Origin of the sequence: Streptomyces sp. NPDC058758 (assembly GCF_042746075.1) — a bacterium.
Taxonomy (GTDB): Bacteria; Actinomycetota; Actinomycetes; order Streptomycetales; family Streptomycetaceae; genus Streptomyces.
In genome coordinates this window covers 501,954-518,483 of record NZ_JBHYPS010000001.1, presented here as the reverse complement: position 1 = coordinate 518,483, position 16,530 = coordinate 501,954, and the positions used below count along the sequence as shown (strand labels likewise).

The following is a 16,530-nucleotide window of genomic DNA, read 5'->3' as shown; positions in this document are numbered from 1 at the left end:
GGCGGAACGGACACGGCGCGGTCACGGGCAGGCCATAGCCGTCCCAATCCCGGGTCAAGGAGCGGTCAAGCGGGGTGGTTTGCCCCGCTTCGGGGTGCGGGCGCGTCCCGCCGGGGGACCACCTGCGGGACCCCCGTCCGCGGGTGCGGGAAGACCTCCACCGGCTGCCGGTAGACCCGGCTCAGCAGCTCCTCGCCGAACACCCCGGCGGGCGGCCCGTCGGCGGCCACCCCGCCCCCGTGCACGACCCCCACCCGGTCCGCGTGCGCCGCCGCCAGCCCCAGGTCGTGCAGCACGACCACCACCGCGTCCCCCGCCGCCGCCCGCTCCCGGCAGACCCGCAGCACCAGTTCCTGGTGGCGCAGGTCGAGCGCGGCCGTCGGCTCGTCGAGCAGCAGCAGCCCGGTCCGCTGGGCCAGCACCCGGGCCAGCGCCACCCGGGCCCGCTCCCCGCCGGAGAGCGCGGAGAAGGGCCGCGCGGCGAACTCCGCCACCTCGGTCGCGGCCATCGCCTCCGCCACGGCCGCCCCGTCCTGGGCCGCCCGCTCGGTCCCCGCCCACGGCGCCCGGCCCATCCGGACCACCTCCGCGACCGGGAAGGGGAAGGACAGCTCGGCGCTCTGCGGCAGCACCGCCCGCCGCAGCGCCAGCTCCGGCGCGCTCCAGTCGCCGGCCGCCCGGCCCCCGATCCGTACCGTCCCCGCCCCGGGCGCCAGGTCCCCGGCGAGCACGGACAGCAGCGTCGACTTCCCGGCGCCGTTCGGCCCCACCAGGGCCAGCACCTCCCCGGCGCGCACCTCGATCCGGGCCCCGTCGAGGACGGTCCGCCGCCCCCGCACCACCCGCACCGCGTCCGCCGCCGCCACGACGCCGCCGCGCTCCACGGCCGCCGGCAGCTCCCGCGTACGCCTTCCGAACCGGCCGATCACGCCCAACCACCCTGCTTCCGACGGGTCCTGCGGAGCAGCCAGAAGAAGAACGGGCTGCCGATGAGGGCGGTGAGGACGCCCAGGGGGAGTTCGGCGGGGGCCGCGACGGTGCGGGCCGCCAGGTCGCCGGCGGTCAGCGCGACCGCGCCGCCGAGCGCGCTGCCGGGGATCAGGAAGCGGTGGCCGGGGCCGTGCGCCATCCGCAGCACGTGCGGGACGACCAGGCCGACGAAGCCGACGATGCCGGAGACCGCGACCGCCGCCGCCGTCAGCAGCGCCACCACCAGGATCAGCGCGATCCGCAGCCGTTCCACCTCCACGCCCAGGTGCCGGGCGGGCCGCTCGCCCAGCGCGAGCAGGTCGAGCCGGCGGGCGTGGAGCGGGGCGGCGGCCAGGCCGAGCAGCGCGCACGGCAGCACCGCGAGCACCTTGGGCCAGGTCGCCTGCGCCAGCGAGCCCAGCTGCCAGAAGGTGATCTGGCTGATCTGCGCGTTGTCCGCGAAGAAGACGAAGAGCCCGATGAGCGCGCCCGCGAAGGCGTTCACCGCGATGCCGGTGAGGATGAGCGTGACGACCTCCGTCCGGCCGCCCGAGCGGGACATCGCGTACACCGCCGCCACCGTGACCAGCCCGCCCGCGAAGGCGAAGACGGTCACCGTCCACGTGCCGAGGAAGCCCGCGCCGAGCACGATCGCGCCGACCGCGCCCACGGCGGCGCCGGAGGAGACGCCGATGACGCCGGGCTCGGCGAGCGGGTTGCCGAAGACGCCCTGCATCAGCGCGCCGGCGCAGCCGAGGGAGGCTCCCACCAGGAGGGCGAGCACCACACGGGGCAGCCGGATGTTCCACAGCACGCTCTCGGCGGTCCGGTCGAGGGCGTGCCCGCCGAGGCCGGTCCGGTGCTGGACGGAGGCGAGCACGTCGCCGAGCGGGATGCGGTACGCGCCGATCCCGGCGGAGAGCAGGGCGAGCAGCAGCAGCGCGGCGAGCAGTCCGCCGGTGAGCAGCGCGGTCCTGCCGCGCCGGGACGGCGGCGGGCCGGCCTCGGCGGCGGGGAGCGCCGGCCGTTCCCGGACGGCCGTCACCTCGTCTCCCCGTAGAGCTGGTCCACGAGCGAGGCGAGCACCCGGTCGGTGCGCGGACCGTAGGTGAGCAGGACGCCGTCGTCGACGGAGACGACCCGGCGGGCGGCGCCGGCCGGGGTCTCGGCGACGCCGGGGACCCGCACCAGGCCGTCGATTCCGCCGACGGACTCCAGGCCCTTGGTCATCACGAGGATCGCGTCCGGCGCCGCCGCGGCGAGGGCCTCGCTGGTGATCGGCGTGAAGTCCTCGGTCAGCCCGGACTCCTTGCCCGCGTCGACCGCGCCGGCCGCCTCCAGGAGGGAGCTCGCCCCGGACCCGGCGCCGCCGAGGAGGTAGACGGCGGCCGAGCCGCGCACGTAGAGGAAGGCGACGCGCGGCCGGTCGGCGTGGGCGGGGATCTTCCGCCGCACGGCGTCGAGCCGTTCGGCGGTCCGCTCGCGCAGGGCCGTGCCGGCGGCGGGGACGCCGAGGGCGGCGGCCACGTCGTCGATGCGGGTGCCGACGTCGTCGAGGTCCTTGGCGGCCGCGACGACGACGAGCGGGACGCCCGCGTCGCGGATCTGGGCGATCGCCTCGGCCGGTCCGGTGGTCGGCTCGGCGAGGACGAGGGTGGGGCGGAGGGAGAGCACGCTCTCGGCGGAGACGTCGTGGGCGCGGGTCACCACCGGCAGTTCCGCGGCCTGTTCGAAGGTGGCGGTGACGTCCCGGGCCACCACCCGGTCGCCGAGGCCGAGGGTGAAGACGATCTCGCTGAGCGAGCCGCTGAGCGGCACGATCCGCTCGGCCGAGCCGACGGTCACCTTCCGGCCGTCGGCGGAGGCGACGGTGACGGGCAGTCGGGGCGAGGCGGGGGAGGGGAGCGGTTCGACCCGGTCGGGGGCGGCCGCCGTGCGTGCCGCCGAGGGGGCCGAGGGGGCGGCCGAGGGGGCGGCCCCGCCACCGCATCCGGTCGCCGTGAGGGCGAGGGCGATCACTGCTGTCAGCGCTCCCGCGAGGCGAGTTCTGCGCACCGGGCACCGTCCTGTCGTTCCGCTGGGGGGAGTTCGTCGCCCGGCCTCCGGTCCGCTCCGAGGAGCGGGGCCGGCCGGGATGGGATGTAGCTTAGGTTAGCCTTACCTCACCTGCTAGCCCTCGGAGGGGTGCTCCATGCTGCCGTCCAGACCCTGCCGCGCCCTCGCCGTGACCCTGTTCGCGGCCCTCCTCGCCGCCCTCGTCCCGGCCGCCGGCGCCCGTGCGGAGAGCCGCCCGGTGCAGGGCGGACGGCTGGACTGGGGCATCAAGTCCTCCTTCCAGAGCTACGTCACCGGGCCCGTCGCGCAAGGGAACTGGAGCCTCACCGGCGGCGCCGCCACGGTCGGCGCCCGGTACCGCTTCCACTCCGCGCGGGGCACGTACGACCCCGCCACCGGCGCCTTCGAAGCCGCCTTCTCCGGCGGCGTCCACTTCACCGGACACCGCGGGGCCGACGGCGCGAACGCACTCGACCTCGCCATCGGCAACCCCCGGATCCGGATCCAGGGCGGAACCGGCACCCTCTACGCCGACATGGCGAGCAAGGCCAAGGGCACCGGCCGGACGACCGTCCGTTCCGGGGTCCCGCTCGCCACCCTCGGCCTCGGCGGCGTCGACATGCGCGGCGCCACCGGCCCGGTCTCGCTCGTGAACGTGCCCGCCACCCTCACCGCCCAGGGCGCCACCGCCTTCGCCGGCTACTACCCGGCCGGCACCGCGCTCGACCCGGTCAGCCTCACGGTCGACGTCCGGACGACGGCCCCCGCCGCCTCCCCGACGACCGCACCGGCGGCGACCCCGGGCACCACCCCGACGACGCCCCCGAGCGCGAAGCCGAAGCCGAAGGAGACCGCCGGAGCCCTCCGCGCCGCCGCCGTCGACTGGGGCGTCCGCCGCACCTTCCGCGAGTACGTCACCGGCACCACGGCCCGGGGGAAGTGGACCCTCGCCGACGGAGCCCAGGACGGCGGAGCCCTCTTCCGCTTCCCCTCCGGCACCGGCCGCTACGACCCCGCCGCGGGCACCCTCGACGCCTCCTTCGCCGGCAGCGTCCGCTTCACCGGCACCCACCTCGACCTCACCCTCGCCCGGGTCGCCGTCACGGTGACCGGCGGCACCGGCACCCTCACCGCCGACGTCACCAGCGCCGGGAAGACCGAACGGGCCGTCCCCCTCGTCACCTTCGCCGCCGGCCCCCTCGCCCCGGAGAACGGCCTCGCCGTGGTCACCGAGGCACCCGCCACCCTCACCGAGGACGGCGCCCGGGCCTTCGGCGGGATGTACAGGGCGGGCACCGCGATGGACCCGGTCTCCCTCGCCGTCTCCGTCGACGAGGCCGCCGCGCTCCCCGCCCTGCCCGACCTCGGCAGCGCCCCCACGGACGCGCCCACCGCCACGCCGTCGGCCTCCGCCGCGCCCGTGACCGCCGCCTCGCCGGACTCCGGCGCCCCCGCCGCCGTCTACGCGGGGACCGCCGCGGCCGTCCTGGCCGTCGCCGCCGCGTACGCCCTCCTGCGCCGCCGCCGCACCGGAGCGACGCCGCCCACCGACTGACCCTTCCCCCTCTGCCTCCCGTACGGGCCGTGCCTGACGCCCGCGCGGTGGCCCGCCACACCTCCGTACCCCCCGACCCCCCTACCCGCCGAGGAGACACCCGACATGCCCACCCGTACGCGCCGCCCCGTCACCCTGGCCGCCGCCGTCGCCACGGCCGCCGCCCTGGGCGCCGGCGCCCTCGCCCTCGCGCTCCCCGCGGCCGCCGCCGACACCCCGCCGCCGGTGCCCCTCGTGGACGGCACCCTGGACTGGGGCATCAAGCAGTCCTTCCGCTCCTACCTCGCCCAGCCCTTCGCCAAGGGGCGGACCACCCTGGAGGACGGCGCGACGCAGGCCGCCGGCAACGGCGTCTTCACCTTCGTCGACGGCACCGGCACCTACGACACGAGCGGCCACGGCACCGCCACCGCCTTCCAGGGCGGCGTCCACTTCGAGGCCCACGAGGGAGCCCTCGACATCCGGATCTCCGACGTCCGCCTGAAGACCGCCGGTTCGGCCGCGCCCACCGGAGAGATCACCGCCGACGTCGTCACCAAGGAGAAGGACGGCACCTTCACCACCCGCGACGACGTCTCCTTCGCCGCGCTCGACATGAGCGGCGTCCGCCCCGGCCGTGGCGCCGGCGGCGCGATGGTCTTCAAGGACATCCCCGCGAAGCTCACCGGGGACGGCGCCGCCGCCTTCGCCGGCTTCTACAAGGAGGGCGACGCCCTCGACGCCGCCACCCTCACCGTGAAGCAGGGTGCCGCCCCGACCACCCCGCCCACCACACCCCCGACGACCCCGCCCCCCACCACCCCGCCGACCACGCCCCCGTCGACCCCGCCGACGACGGCCCCGACCACTACCACTCCCACCACGCCGGCCCCGACCACCACCGCCCCGAGCCCGACTGTGACCGCGACCGCCCCGAGCCCGACGGCGACCGCCGAGGACCCGGCCGGGGTCGTCGCCGGCCGGCTCACCTGGGGCGTCCTGGAGCGCTGGCGGGTGTACGTCGCCGAGCGCTGCGGCGGCACCGTCACCCCGGCCGCCGGGGCGGTGAAGTCCGGCTCCGGGTACGCCTTCCGGGCCGACGAGGCCGCCCTCGACGCGGACGCCCGCACCCTCACCGCCTCCTTCACCGGCCGGATCGACTTCGTCTGCGCCGCGCACGGCATCGACTGGCGGATCGGCGGCGTGAAGCTCACCGCGAGCGGCACCGCCGGCACCCTCACCGCCGACGTCACCACCGCCTCCGGCACCAGGAAGGGCGTGCGCTTCGCCGAGCTCGACCTCGCGGAGGCCGACTGGACCCCCGAGAAGGACGTCGTCACCCTCGCCGCCCTGCCCGCGAAGCTGACCGCCGACGGCGCCGCCCTGTTCGCCGCCCCCGGCGGTGCCTCGTACTACGACGCGGGCCAGGCCCTCGACCCGGTGACCGTCTCCCTCGCCCTCGACGAGGACGCCACCCTCCCGACCGCCACCACCGGCCCGACGGGCACCACCGGCCCGACGGGCACCACCGGTTCCACCGGTTCCGTCACCACCGGCGGCGGAACCGTCGGAGGCGGCACCGCCGGCGGCGCGGGCACGGTCGGCGGCGCCGTCACCACCGGCGGCTCCGGCGCCCTCGCCGCCACCGGCTCCGCCGCCCCCACCGGGCTCCTGGCCGGCGCCGCCGCGCTCGTCGTCGCCGCGGGCGGGGCCGTGGTCGTCGCCGCCCGCCGCCGCACCGCCGGCGGCACCGAAGCCTGACCGGCCGCCACCCCCCGAAGCGGCGGGGCCGCACCCCGGAAAACGAGGTGCGGCCCTGCCGCCTGCCCGTGGATGGTTCAATTCCGCCATGAACACGACTGGGGTGACCGGCACCGAGATCGACGTCCTGCGGGTCTTCTGCGCGGGCGACGGCCGCCACGGCAACGCCCTCGGCGTCGTCCGGGACGGACGCACCCGCCCCGACGAGTCGTCCCGGCAGGCGCTCGCCAAGGAACTCGGCTTCAGCGAGACCGTGTTCGTCGACGACCCCGAGCGCGGGATCGTCGACATCTACACCCCCGGCCTGCGGCTCCCCTTCGCCGGACACCCCCTCGTCGGCACCGCCTGGCTGCTCGACCTGGAAGTGGTCCGCCCGCCCGCCGGAGAGGTGTGGGTGCGCGGCGACGGCGAGTTCACCTGGATCGAGGCGCGCGCCGAGTGGGCGCCGCCGCGCACCCTGCGCCAGTACGGCTCCGCCGCCGAGGTGGAGGCCCTGGAGGTGCCCGAGCCGGGGGAGTGGATCTACGCCTGGGCGTGGGAGGAGGAGGCCGCCGGACGGATCCGGGCGCGCGCCTTCCCCGGCCGCGGCGACGGCGTCGACGAGGACGAGGCCACCGGCGCGGCCGCCCTGCTCCTCACCGACCTGCTCGGCCGGGCCCTGAACATCACGCAGGGCCGGGGGTCGCAGCTGCTGACCGCCCCCGGCCCCGACGGCATCGTGGAGTTGGGCGGACGGGTCCGCCTGGAGGGCACCCTCACCCGGTGAGGGGGCCGCTCACGCGCTGAGCGGGAACTCGCCGCCCAGCTCGCGGAAGACGCCCGTGTTGAAGGCGAAGGCCCGCTTGCACTCGTCGACGATCCGCTGCTTCTCCAGGTCGTCCGCGTTCACCCCGTCGAGCAGCTCGCGGTAGGCCCGCTTGAAGGCCGCCGGGTTGCCGATCGCGTCGAAGACGTAGAACCGCACGCCGTCGCCCTTGCGGTCGAAGCCCCACGTCCGCTCGGCCTTGTCGCGGATGATCTGACCGCCCGACAGATCGCCCAGGTAGCGGGTGTAGTGGTGGGCGACGTAGCCGGCCGGCCAGCTGCGGGCGCACTCGGCGACCCGCGCCGCGTACGCCTCCGTGGCGGGCAGCGCCGAGACCCCGGCGCGCCAGTCGGGCCCGCGCAGATGGGCCAGGTCCGCCTCCAGGGCGGCCGTGCGGAAGAGCTCGGGCTGTATGAACGGCCCGGCGACCGGGTCCTCCCGCAGCCCCTCCGCGCCCTCCTCCAGGGCCCGGTACACGAACCAGAGCTGCTCCGTGTAGCGGGCGTAGGCGTCCACGCCCAGGCGTCCGCCGAGGAGGTCGCCCATGAAGGACGAGGTCTCCGCCTCGGTGTGCTGCTCGTGCGAGGCCGTGCGGATCAGGGTGGAGAAGGGCGTGTCCAAGGCGTGCCTCCGGGACCGATGGGGCGGGAACCAGTGACGATGGTGCCAAGTTAGGCTTACCTAAGTCAACTGGTTCCCGACGACCTGTCGGTAAAGGCTGTACCCCGTCCGGGGCTCACGGCAACGTCAGGATCTCCGCCCCCGTCTCGGTCACCACCAGGGTGTGCTCGAACTGCGCGGTCCGCTTGCGGTCCTTGGTCACCACGGTCCAGCCGTCGTCCCACATGTCGTACTCGTGGGTGCCGAGCGTCAGCATCGGCTCGATCGTGAAGGTCATGCCGGGCTGGATGACGGTGGTGTGGTGGGGCGAGTCGTAGTGCGGCACGATCAGGCCGGAGTGGAAGGACGTGTTGATGCCGTGCCCGGTGAAGTCCCGCACCACCCCGTAGCCGAAGCGCTTGGCGTACGACTCGATGACCCGGCCGATGACGTTGATCTGCCGGCCCGGCTTCACGGCCTTGATGGCGCGGTTCAGCGACTCACGCGTCCGCTCCACGAGCAGCCGCGACTCCTCGTCGACGTCGCCGCACAGGTAGGTGGCGTTGTTGTCGCCGTGGACGCCGTCGACGTACGCCGTGACGTCCAGGTTCACGATGTCGCCGTCGCGCAGCACCGTGGAGTCCGGGATGCCGTGGCAGATGACCTCGTTGACCGAGGCACACAGCGACTTGGGGAAGCCCCGGTAGCCGAGGGTCGACGGGTAGGCGCCGTGGTCGCACATGTACTCGTGGGCGACCCGGTCGAGCTCGTCGGTGGTGACGCCCGGGGCGATGTGCTTGGCGGCCTCCTCCATCGCCCGGGCGGCGATGCGGCCGGCGACCCGCATCCGTTCGATGGTGTCGGAGTCCTGCACCTCGGGCCCCGTGTACGGGGTGGGAGCGGGCTTTCCGACGTACTCGGGGCGGCGGATCGAGCCCGGGACGGAGCGGGCGGGGGAGAGCTCCCCCGGTACGAGAAGCGACTGGCCAGACATGCCAGCGAGTCTAACGACCGCGCGTGGGGCAGCATGGTCCCGAGGGAAGGAGCCGACGACCATGGCCCTGTTCAAGAAGCGCACGGCCGGAAAGCCGGGCGAGTGGTACTACTGCCTGGAGCACAAGAAGGTCGAGGAAGGGCCCGAATGCCCGGCGAAGAACCGATTCGGCCCCTACGCCACCCGTGAGGAGGCCTCCCACGCCATGGAGACCGCCCGCGAGCGCAACCTGGAGTGGGAGACCGACCCCCGCTGGCACGACCGGCCGGGGCCGGAGGAGGACCGGACCTGACGGCGGGCGGCCGGGAGCCGGATCACCCGGCCCCGGCCGCCGCCTCCTGCTGGGCCTTGCGGCGCAGCGCGTCCTCGTCGGTGGCGGCGTCGTACCGCAGCAGCTTCGGCAGCGCCAGGCACAGCAGGCCCACCGAGGCCACGCAGGCCACCCCGCCCGCCCACACGGCGGTACGGGTCCCGGTCCAGCCCGCCATCACGCCCGCCCGCACCTGGCCGAGCTGCGGGCCCACGCTGTACGACAGCACCTCGATGCCCGCGAGCCGGCCCCGCAGCTCCTCCGGGATCGTCTGGTTCCAGATCGTCGAGCGGCCCAGCCCGCTCAGCATGTCGCCGGCGCCCGCGACCACCAGGCACAGCAGCACCGCCCACACGTTCCCGAACCAGCCCGCGCCCGCGATCGCCAGCCCCCAGCCCGCCGCGCCGCCCGCCACCAGCAGCCCGTGCCGCCGCACCCGCGAGGTCCAGCCGCTGGTCAGCCCCAGCACCAGGGAGCCGACCGAACCGGCCGCGTACATCAGGCCCAGCGACCACGGGGCGTCCAGCTCGTCCGCGAGGAACGGGAAGACCGCGTTCGGGAAGGCGAAGACCATCGCCGCCAGGTCGATCGCGTACGTGCCCAGCAGCACCGGCCGCGACCAGGCGTAGCGCGCGCCCTCCGCGATCGACCGCAGCGACGGCTTCTCCGCGTCGTGCGCGGGCGGCGCGGGCGAGAGCCTGCGGCACATCAGGACCGACACCGCGAACCCGGCCAGCGTCACCGCGTACGCCGGGGCGTGGCCCGCGTAGGCCACCACCACGCCCGCCAGCGAGGGCCCCGCGATCGCCCCCAGCTGCCACCGCAGCGAGTTCAGTGCGGCCGCCGCCGTCTGCTGCCCGTGCGGCACGATCCGGGCCAGCAGCGAGTCCAGCGCCGGCCGCTGGAGCCCGGCCAGCGCCGACACCCCCGCCGCGACCACGTACAGCGGCCACAGCAGCGGCTCGGCGAGCAGCGCGTTCAGCAGCAACAGCAGCGCGAGCAGCCCGAGCCCCGCCTCCGTCGCGACGATCACCCGCCGCCGGTCCACCGCGTCCGCCAGCGCCCCGCCGTACAGCCCGAACACCACCAGCGGCACCAGTTCCACGGCGCCCATCGCGCCGACAGCGAGCGGCGAGTCCGTCAGCTCCTTGATCTGGAGCGGCAGCGCCACCATCGCCATGGCGCTCGCGAAGTACGTGACGAGCCCCTGGCCCCACAGCAGGCGGAAGTCGCGGGAGGACCGCCACGGGGCGGTGTCGGGGAGCACGGCGGCGAGCCGGGCGCGGAGCGTGGAGGGCGCGGGAGAGGACACGAGCAGCCATGCTCCGACCGCCGCAGCCCCCGGGCAACCGAATTCCGCGCCCCCGCCCGCTCGGCCGGACGTCCGGACCCCGCGCCCCCGCCCACCCGGCCGCCCGGCCGGACTCCGTGCCCCGTCCGCCCTCCCGGACGCCCGGACTCCGTGCGGCGGCCGGGCGGCCGGGCGGGGCGGTCGTGTCAGGGGGGGGCGGGGGCGCCGGGCTACCAGCGGGTCGGGGGCGGTGCCGTGAGGCGGTCGGCCAGGAGGGAGAGGCGGTGGCGCAGACCGCGGCCCCGGGGGGCGGGCAGGCTGTTCTCGCCCGCCGCCGCGCCCACCAGGTGCTGGACCGTGTCCAGGTCCACCTCCGCCCCCTCCGCGACGCTCAGCGCCTCGTGCGCGAGTCCCCGCACCTCCGGGTCGCCGCCGTCCAGGGAGAGGACCGTCGCGCCCGCCCGCCGCGCGTCGTGCACCCGCTGGAGCAGCCCCTCCTCCGGCCGCTCCGGCGCCACGACGAGGAGCGTCGCCCCCCGGCCCGCCGCCTCCAGCCGGCCCAGGCCCACCGCCAGGTGCGGCGGGTCGCCGGGCCGCGCCCGGTGCCGCACCAGCGTCGGCGCCAGCTCCGGCAGCCCCGACCAGGCCGCCTCGTCCACCAGGTGCGCCGCCAGGTGCCAGGGCTCGTACGCCTCCGTGCCCACCAGCAGCAGCCCACCCCGCTGCGGCACCACCGAGGCCCGCAGCGTCCCGGCGAAGCGGCGGGTGGCCGCCGGCCACTCCGTCCCGGCGAGCACTTCCCGCAGCAAGGCGACCCGTACGGCATCCATGGCGCCGCATCCTGCCCCAGGAGCCGCCCGCGCGCCGCCGGTTGTCCCCCGATCCACCCGAACGGGGACCGGACCGCTCGGTAGGGTCGCCCCATGACTTCCTCGACTCCCGCCCCCGAAGCCCCCGAAGCCCCGGAGCCCAAGAAGGCCCCCAAGGACCCCTGGGACCTGCCCGACGTCTCCGGGCTCGTCGTCGGCGTCCTCGGCGGCACCGGCGACCAGGGCCGCGGCCTCGCCTACCGCCTCGCCGCCGCAGGCCAGCAGGTGATCATCGGCTCCCGCGCCGCCGACCGCGCCGAGGCCGTCGCCGCCGAGATCGGCCACGGCGTCGAGGGCGCCGACAACGCCGACTGCGCCCGCCGCAGCGACGTCGTCATCGTGGCCGTCCCCTGGGACGGCCACGCCAAGACCCTCGAATCGCTGCGCGCGGAACTCGCCGGCAAGCTCGTCGTGGACTGCGTCAACCCGCTCGGCTTCGACAAGAAGGGCGCCTACGCCCTCAAGCCCGAGGAGGGCTCCGCCGCCGAGCAGGCCGCCGCGCTGCTCCCGGACTCCCGGGTCGCCGCCGCCTTCCACCACCTCTCCGCCGTCCTCCTCAAGGACACCTCGATCGCCGAGATCGACACCGACGTCATGGTCCTCGGCGAGGAGCGCGCCGACGTCGAGATCGTGCAGGCGCTGGCCGGCCGCATCCCCGGCATGCGCGGCGTCTTCGCCGGCCGGCTGCGCAACGCCCACCAGGTCGAGTCCCTGGTCGCCAACCTGATCTCGGTGAACCGCCGCTACAAGGCCCACGCGGGCCTGCGCGTCACCGACGTCTGACCGGCCCTCCCGCGCCGGGGCGGAGCCGGAGAACGGACGCTTCGGGGCATGGGGGACACTGGTCGGGCACCGTCAGCCGTACCCGACAGGAGCCGACCCCCATGCCCCGTCTCGCCCTCTACGCCCTCGTGGTCTGCGCCCTGGCCGTCGCCGCGGCCGTGATCTCCTTCGTCAACGGCAGCTTCATCGGCGTCGTCTGGGTGCTCCTCGCGGGCCTCTCCTCCAACATGGCCTGGTACTACGTCCGCCGCGCCAGGGCCGAGCGGGCCGAGACGGCCTAGAGCGGGCAGTATTCCGGCGTCCCCTCCCAGAAGCGGAAGAGCGCGGAGCCGCAGGAGCGGGCCGCGTCTCCGACCCCGAGCGACCGCAGCAGGGCGTCGACCGCGTCGAAGAAGGCGCCGTTCACGGCCGGCACGAAGAGCAGCGCGATCACGGCGAAGAAGCCGTACGGCGCGTACGGCTCGATCCGCCGCTTCACCCGGTACGACAGCCAGGGCTCCACGATGCCGTAGCCGTCGAGCCCCGGCACCGGCAGCAGGTTCAGCAGCGCGGCCGTCACCTGGAGGAACGCCAGGAAGGCCAGCGCGTACCGGAACGCCGGCGGCACCCCGTCGAGCGCGCCCAGCCAGAACGGGGCCGTGCACACCACCGCGAACAGCGCGTTCGCCAGCGGGCCCGCCGCCGAGACCAGGCTGTGCCTCCACCGGCCCCTGATCCGGCCCCGCTCGATGAAGACGGCCCCGCCCGGCAGGCCGATCCCGCCCATGATCACGAAGAGCACCGGCAGGACCACGCTCAGGACGGCGTGGGTGTACGCGAACGGGTTCAGGGTCAGATAGCCCTTGGCGCCCACCGTGACGTCCCCGCCGTGCAGGGCCGTGCGGGCGTGCGCGTACTCGTGCAGACAGAGCGAGACGATCCACGCCGAGGTGACGAAGAGGAAGACCGCCACCCCCGGCAGCGCGGCGAAGTCCGTCCACACCGCCCACCCGGTGACCGCCGTGACGGCGAGCACCGCCAGGAAGACGGGACTGATCCGGCGCTCCTGGCGGCGGACTGCGGCCGAACTCATCACGGGCTCCCGGGGCGAGGGGGGACGGGGCGGGACGAAGCGGGGCGGGCGGACACGGTGCGGACCGTGTGCGGGAGAACGTACCGCCGCGCCCCCGGGTTCCCCCGGCGCGCGGCGGACGGCGGGCCCCCACGGAGAATGGGGGAGTGCGTTACTGCCTCCTGGGACCGACCCGAGTGCTGACCGCCGACGGCAGCGAGCTGCCCGTCGGCGGTCCCCGCGTCCGCGCCCTGCTCACCGCCCTCGCCCTCCGGCCCGGCCGCGCGGTGCCCGTGGCCGCGCTCGTCGACGAGGTCTGGCACGGCGACGAGCCGCCCGCCGACGCCGTCGCCGCGCTCCAGGCCCTGGTCGGACGGCTCCGGAAGGCGCTCGGGCGGGACCGGGTCCACTCCGCCGAGGGCGGCGGCTACCGCCTCGGCGCGGCCCGTGAGGACGTGGACCTGTTCCGTTTCGAGCGGCTCGCCGCCGAGGGGTCGGCCGCGCTGGCGGCGGGGGAGGCGGGTCGTGCGGTGGCGCTCCTCGACGAGGCGCTGGGGCTCTGGTCGGGGCCTGCCCTCGCCGACCTGCCCGACCGGCACGCCGAGGCCGCCCGCTGGGAGGCCCGCCGCCTGGACGCCCGCCGTGCCCGGCTCGCCGCCGGTCTCGCCCTCGGCCGGGCCGCCGAGGTCCTGCCCGAGCTGACCGCGCTCTGCGCGGACCGGCCGCTCGACGAGTCCGTGCAGGTGCTGCGGTTGCGTGCGCTGCGGGAGGCGGGGCGGGCGGCGGAGGCGCTGGCGGGGTACGAGGAGGTGCGCCGGGTCCTGGCCGACCGGCTCGGTGCCGACCCCGGGCCCGAGCTGCGCGCCCTCCACGAGGAGCTGCTGTCGGCGCGGGCCCCCGCCCGTACCGCCCCCGCCCCCGAACGCACCGCCCCCGCGCGTACCCCCACCGCCCCCGCCGCTCCCGCCGCCGGGAACCTGCGGGCCCGGCTCACCTCCTTCGTCGGGCGCGACGAGGAGATCGCCGCCCTGCGCCAGGACCTGGCCGGCGCCCGGCTGGTGACCCTGCTCGGGCCCGGCGGCGCCGGCAAGACCCGGCTCTCCCAGGAGGCGGCCGAACGGGCCGCCGAGGCCTGGCCCGACGGCGTCTGGGTCGCCGAACTCGCCCCCGTCCGCGACCCGGAGGCCGTCCCCGAGGCCGTCCTCGCCGCCCTCGGCGCCCGCGAGACCGTGCTGCGAGGCGCCGGCGCCGAGGAACTGCGCACCGCCGGCGATCCGCTGTCGCGTCTGGTGGAGCACTGTGCGGGGCGGCGGATGCTGCTGCTCCTGGACAACTGCGAGCACGTGGTGGGGGCGGCGGCCCGGCTTGCGGAGGCGGTGCTGGCCCGGTGTCCGGGGGTGCGGGTGCTGGCGACGAGCCGGGAGCCGCTGGGGGTGCCGGGGGAGCGGCTGCGGCCGCTGGGTCCGCTGCCGGAGGCGACGGCGCTGCGGTTGCTCGGTGAGCGGGGTGCGGCGGCGCGGCCGGGTTTCGACGTGGAGCGGGACGTGGCGGCGGGGCGGGAGGTCGTGCGGCGGCTGGACGGGCTGCCGCTGGCGATCGAGCTGGCGGCGGCGCGGTTGCGGGTGTTGTCGGTGCGGCAGATCGCGGAGCGGCTGGACGACCGGTTCCGGTTGCTGACGTCGGGGGCGCGGACGGTGCTGCCGCGGCAGCAGACGTTGCGGGCGGTGGTGGACTGGTCGTGGGACCTGCTGGAGGGGCCGGAGCGGGCGGTGCTGCGGCGGTTGGCGGTGTTCGCGGGCGGGTGTGATCTGGAGGCGGCGGAGGCGGTGTGTGCCGGGCCGGAGGGCGCGGAGGTGCTGGACGTGCTGGGTGCGCTGGTGGACAAGTCGCTGGTGGTGGCGGCGCCGGGGGAGCGCGGGATGCGGTTCCGGCTGTTGGAGACGGTGGCCGAGTACGCGGGGGAGCGGCTGGACGAGGCGGGGGAGTGGGCGGCGGTCGAGCGGGCCCACCTCACGTACTACCGCGAACTCGCCCGCCGCACCGACCCGGAGCTGCGCGGAGCGGGACAGATCGCCGCGATGGCCCGGCTCGACGCCGAGTACGGCAACCTCAGGACCGCGCTCGGCCGGGCCGTCGACGCCCGCGAGGAGGACGAGGCCCTCGTCCTCGTCCACGCCCTGCTCTGGTACTGGCAGCTGCGCGACCACCGCTCCGACGCGCTGCACGCCGTCCGCGCCGTGGCCGCCCTCGGCCCCGACCCCTTCGCCCCGCCCGCCGCGCCCCTCGTCCCGCTCGCCGAGCCCTGCACGGCCGCACCGCCGCCGCTCTCCGAGGAGCAGCGCTGGGAGGCCCGGCGCGGGGTGCGGCTGGTCGAGCTGATCAACATGGACCACGAGACCGCCCGCTGGATGAGCCCCGAGGGCCAGGACCGGCTCCGCGAGATCACCGCCGTCTACCGGCCGGGACTGCCCCAGACCTGCCGGCTCCCGGGCTCCTTCGCCGTCTTCGCGGTCCTCATCATGGGGGAGCCCGAGCGGCTGTACGAACTGCTCGACGTCACCGTGGACGCCTGCCGCGCCAACGGCTACACGTGGGAACTCGCCCACATCCTGCACCTGCGCGCCAACATGCGGGCCAACCGGGGGCAGTGGGCCGAGCGGGCCATCGCGGACGCCGACGAGAGCCTGGACCTCTTCGAGCGGCTCGGGGACGCCTGGGGGGCCGCCGAGGCGCTCTCCGCCCGCGCCGAGGCCCACGAGCGGCAGCTCGCCTACGACCTGGCCGCCCGGGACTTCTCCGCCGCCATCGACTACGCGCAGAAGATCGGGGCGCCCTCGCAGCGGGCCCTGCTGCGCGCCCGGTACGCCGACACCCTCGTCGAGTCCGGCCGGATCGAGGAGGGGGAGGCGGTCCTGCGGGAGATCATCGGCGACCACTCCACCGGGCACGAAGCGCAGCTCGGCGCACGGCTCTTCCTCGCCGTGGCGCTGGGGCGGACGGGCCGGACGGCGGAGGCCCGGGAGCACCTCGCGACCCTCCTGGAGGAGTTCGGCAGCGAGACCCTCTCCGTCTTCGAGGGGTTCACGCTCGGCGTCCTGGCCTGGCTCGACGTCACGGAGAAGGAGTACGCCTCGGCGCTGGGGCGCGCCGCCGAGGCGTACGGGCGCTCCCTCGGCCCGCTGTCGATGATGGTGATGCCGCAGATGCCCGGGATCCACCTGGTGGTGGCGGCCTGGGCGCTCGCCGGGCTCGGGGGCGAGTCCGCGCGGACGGCGGCCGTGCTCCTCGGCGCGCGGGACGCCCTCGTGCCGGAGGGGCACCTGGAGCCGGCGATGGAGCGGGAGAACCTGGCGCGGGCCACGGAGCTGGCCCGCGCGGCGCTCGGCGACGCCGCCTTCGAGGCGGCGCACGCCGAGGGCGGCGGCCTCTCCGCTGAGGAGGCCGCCGCCCTGCTCGGTCGCGCCGCCGACGCGATCACCGGACGCGCCGAGTCCTGAGCCCCCGTCAC

Annotated in this window: 15 protein-coding genes; 7 read left to right on the top strand and 8 right to left on the bottom strand. The window is 76.2% G+C overall.

Going from position 1 to position 16,530, the window contains the following annotated elements:
- Positions 1-65: 65 nt before the first annotated feature.
- Genes ACFW6A_RS02300 through ACFW6A_RS02290 form a run of 3 tightly spaced genes read right to left on the bottom strand, consistent with a single transcriptional unit; the run spans position 66 to position 3,024 of the window.
- On the bottom strand, positions 66-929 hold the full coding sequence (locus ACFW6A_RS02300; RefSeq protein ID WP_386485540.1) for a heme ABC transporter ATP-binding protein: 864 nt from the start codon (positions 927-929) through the stop codon (positions 66-68).
- Complete coding sequence (locus ACFW6A_RS02295) at positions 926-2,014, bottom strand: iron ABC transporter permease (protein ID WP_351852056.1); 1,089 nt, start codon at positions 2,012-2,014, stop codon at positions 926-928. The genes ACFW6A_RS02300 and ACFW6A_RS02295 overlap by 4 nt, the downstream gene beginning before the upstream one ends.
- Positions 2,011-3,024, bottom strand: a complete 1,014-nt coding sequence (locus ACFW6A_RS02290; protein WP_386638231.1) for a hemin ABC transporter substrate-binding protein — start codon at positions 3,022-3,024, stop codon at positions 2,011-2,013. The genes ACFW6A_RS02295 and ACFW6A_RS02290 overlap by 4 nt, the downstream gene beginning before the upstream one ends.
- 136 nt (positions 3,025-3,160) lie before the next feature.
- On the opposite strand from ACFW6A_RS02290, the gene ACFW6A_RS02285 reads away from it, so the two are divergent.
- The 3 genes from ACFW6A_RS02285 (at position 3,161) to ACFW6A_RS02275 (ending at position 7,085) form a co-directional block, all read left to right on the top strand.
- Complete coding sequence (locus ACFW6A_RS02285) at positions 3,161-4,579, top strand: HtaA domain-containing protein (RefSeq protein ID WP_386638228.1); 1,419 nt, start codon at positions 3,161-3,163, stop codon at positions 4,577-4,579.
- A gap of 105 nt (positions 4,580-4,684) precedes the next feature.
- Positions 4,685-6,319 carry an HtaA domain-containing protein gene (locus ACFW6A_RS02280; RefSeq protein WP_351852049.1) on the top strand — a complete coding sequence of 545 codons (1,635 nt, stop codon included), beginning with the start codon at positions 4,685-4,687 and terminating at the stop codon, positions 6,317-6,319.
- Positions 6,320-6,407: 88 nt separating this feature from the next.
- On the top strand, positions 6,408-7,085 hold the full coding sequence (locus ACFW6A_RS02275; RefSeq protein ID WP_351852047.1) for a PhzF family phenazine biosynthesis protein: 678 nt from the start codon (positions 6,408-6,410) through the stop codon (positions 7,083-7,085).
- Between the two features lie 9 nt (positions 7,086-7,094).
- Here the strand turns inward: ACFW6A_RS02275 and ACFW6A_RS02270 are convergent, their stop codons facing one another.
- Entirely contained in the window at positions 7,095-7,745 is a 651-nt protein-coding gene (locus ACFW6A_RS02270; RefSeq protein ID WP_386486066.1) for a heme oxygenase (biliverdin-producing), read from the bottom strand.
- A gap of 115 nt (positions 7,746-7,860) precedes the next feature.
- Positions 7,861-8,718 (bottom strand): type I methionyl aminopeptidase, encoded by an 858-nt coding sequence (gene map / locus ACFW6A_RS02265; RefSeq protein WP_351852042.1) that lies wholly within the window; start codon positions 8,716-8,718, stop codon positions 7,861-7,863.
- A 61-nt stretch (positions 8,719-8,779) separates the two neighbouring features.
- Here map and ACFW6A_RS02260 point away from each other — a divergent pair, with 61 nt between their 5' ends.
- Positions 8,780-9,010 carry a hypothetical protein gene (locus ACFW6A_RS02260; RefSeq protein WP_351852039.1) on the top strand — a complete coding sequence of 77 codons (231 nt, stop codon included), beginning with the start codon at positions 8,780-8,782 and terminating at the stop codon, positions 9,008-9,010.
- Positions 9,011-9,032: 22 nt separating this feature from the next.
- On the opposite strand, the gene ACFW6A_RS02255 is transcribed toward ACFW6A_RS02260, so the two are convergent.
- Positions 9,033-10,340, bottom strand: a complete 1,308-nt coding sequence (locus ACFW6A_RS02255) for an MFS transporter (RefSeq protein ID WP_386638223.1) — start codon at positions 10,338-10,340, stop codon at positions 9,033-9,035.
- 209 nt (positions 10,341-10,549) lie between these two features.
- A complete protein-coding gene (locus ACFW6A_RS02250) occupies positions 10,550-11,149 on the bottom strand; it encodes a hypothetical protein (protein WP_351852034.1) in 600 nt (199 codons plus the stop codon).
- A 93-nt stretch (positions 11,150-11,242) separates the two neighbouring features.
- On the opposite strand from ACFW6A_RS02250, the gene npdG reads away from it, so the two are divergent.
- The gene (gene npdG, locus ACFW6A_RS02245; RefSeq protein WP_351852032.1) at positions 11,243-11,971 is read left to right on the top strand and encodes an NADPH-dependent F420 reductase; all 729 of its coding nucleotides are present in this window, start codon (positions 11,243-11,245) and stop codon (positions 11,969-11,971) included.
- Positions 11,972-12,072: 101 nt separating this feature from the next.
- Positions 12,073-12,252, top strand: a complete 180-nt coding sequence (locus tag ACFW6A_RS02240; RefSeq protein ID WP_386638220.1) for a hypothetical protein — start codon at positions 12,073-12,075, stop codon at positions 12,250-12,252.
- Here the strand turns inward: ACFW6A_RS02240 and ACFW6A_RS02235 are convergent.
- Positions 12,249-13,043 (bottom strand): site-2 protease family protein, encoded by a 795-nt coding sequence (locus ACFW6A_RS02235; protein ID WP_386638217.1) that lies wholly within the window; start codon positions 13,041-13,043, stop codon positions 12,249-12,251. The two genes, ACFW6A_RS02240 and ACFW6A_RS02235, sit on opposite strands and share 4 nt — an antisense overlap.
- A gap of 146 nt (positions 13,044-13,189) precedes the next feature.
- On the opposite strand from ACFW6A_RS02235, the gene ACFW6A_RS02230 reads away from it, so the two are divergent.
- A complete protein-coding gene (locus tag ACFW6A_RS02230; protein WP_386638214.1) occupies positions 13,190-16,519 on the top strand; it encodes a BTAD domain-containing putative transcriptional regulator in 3,330 nt (1,109 codons plus the stop codon).
- Positions 16,520-16,530 lie beyond the last annotated feature (11 nt).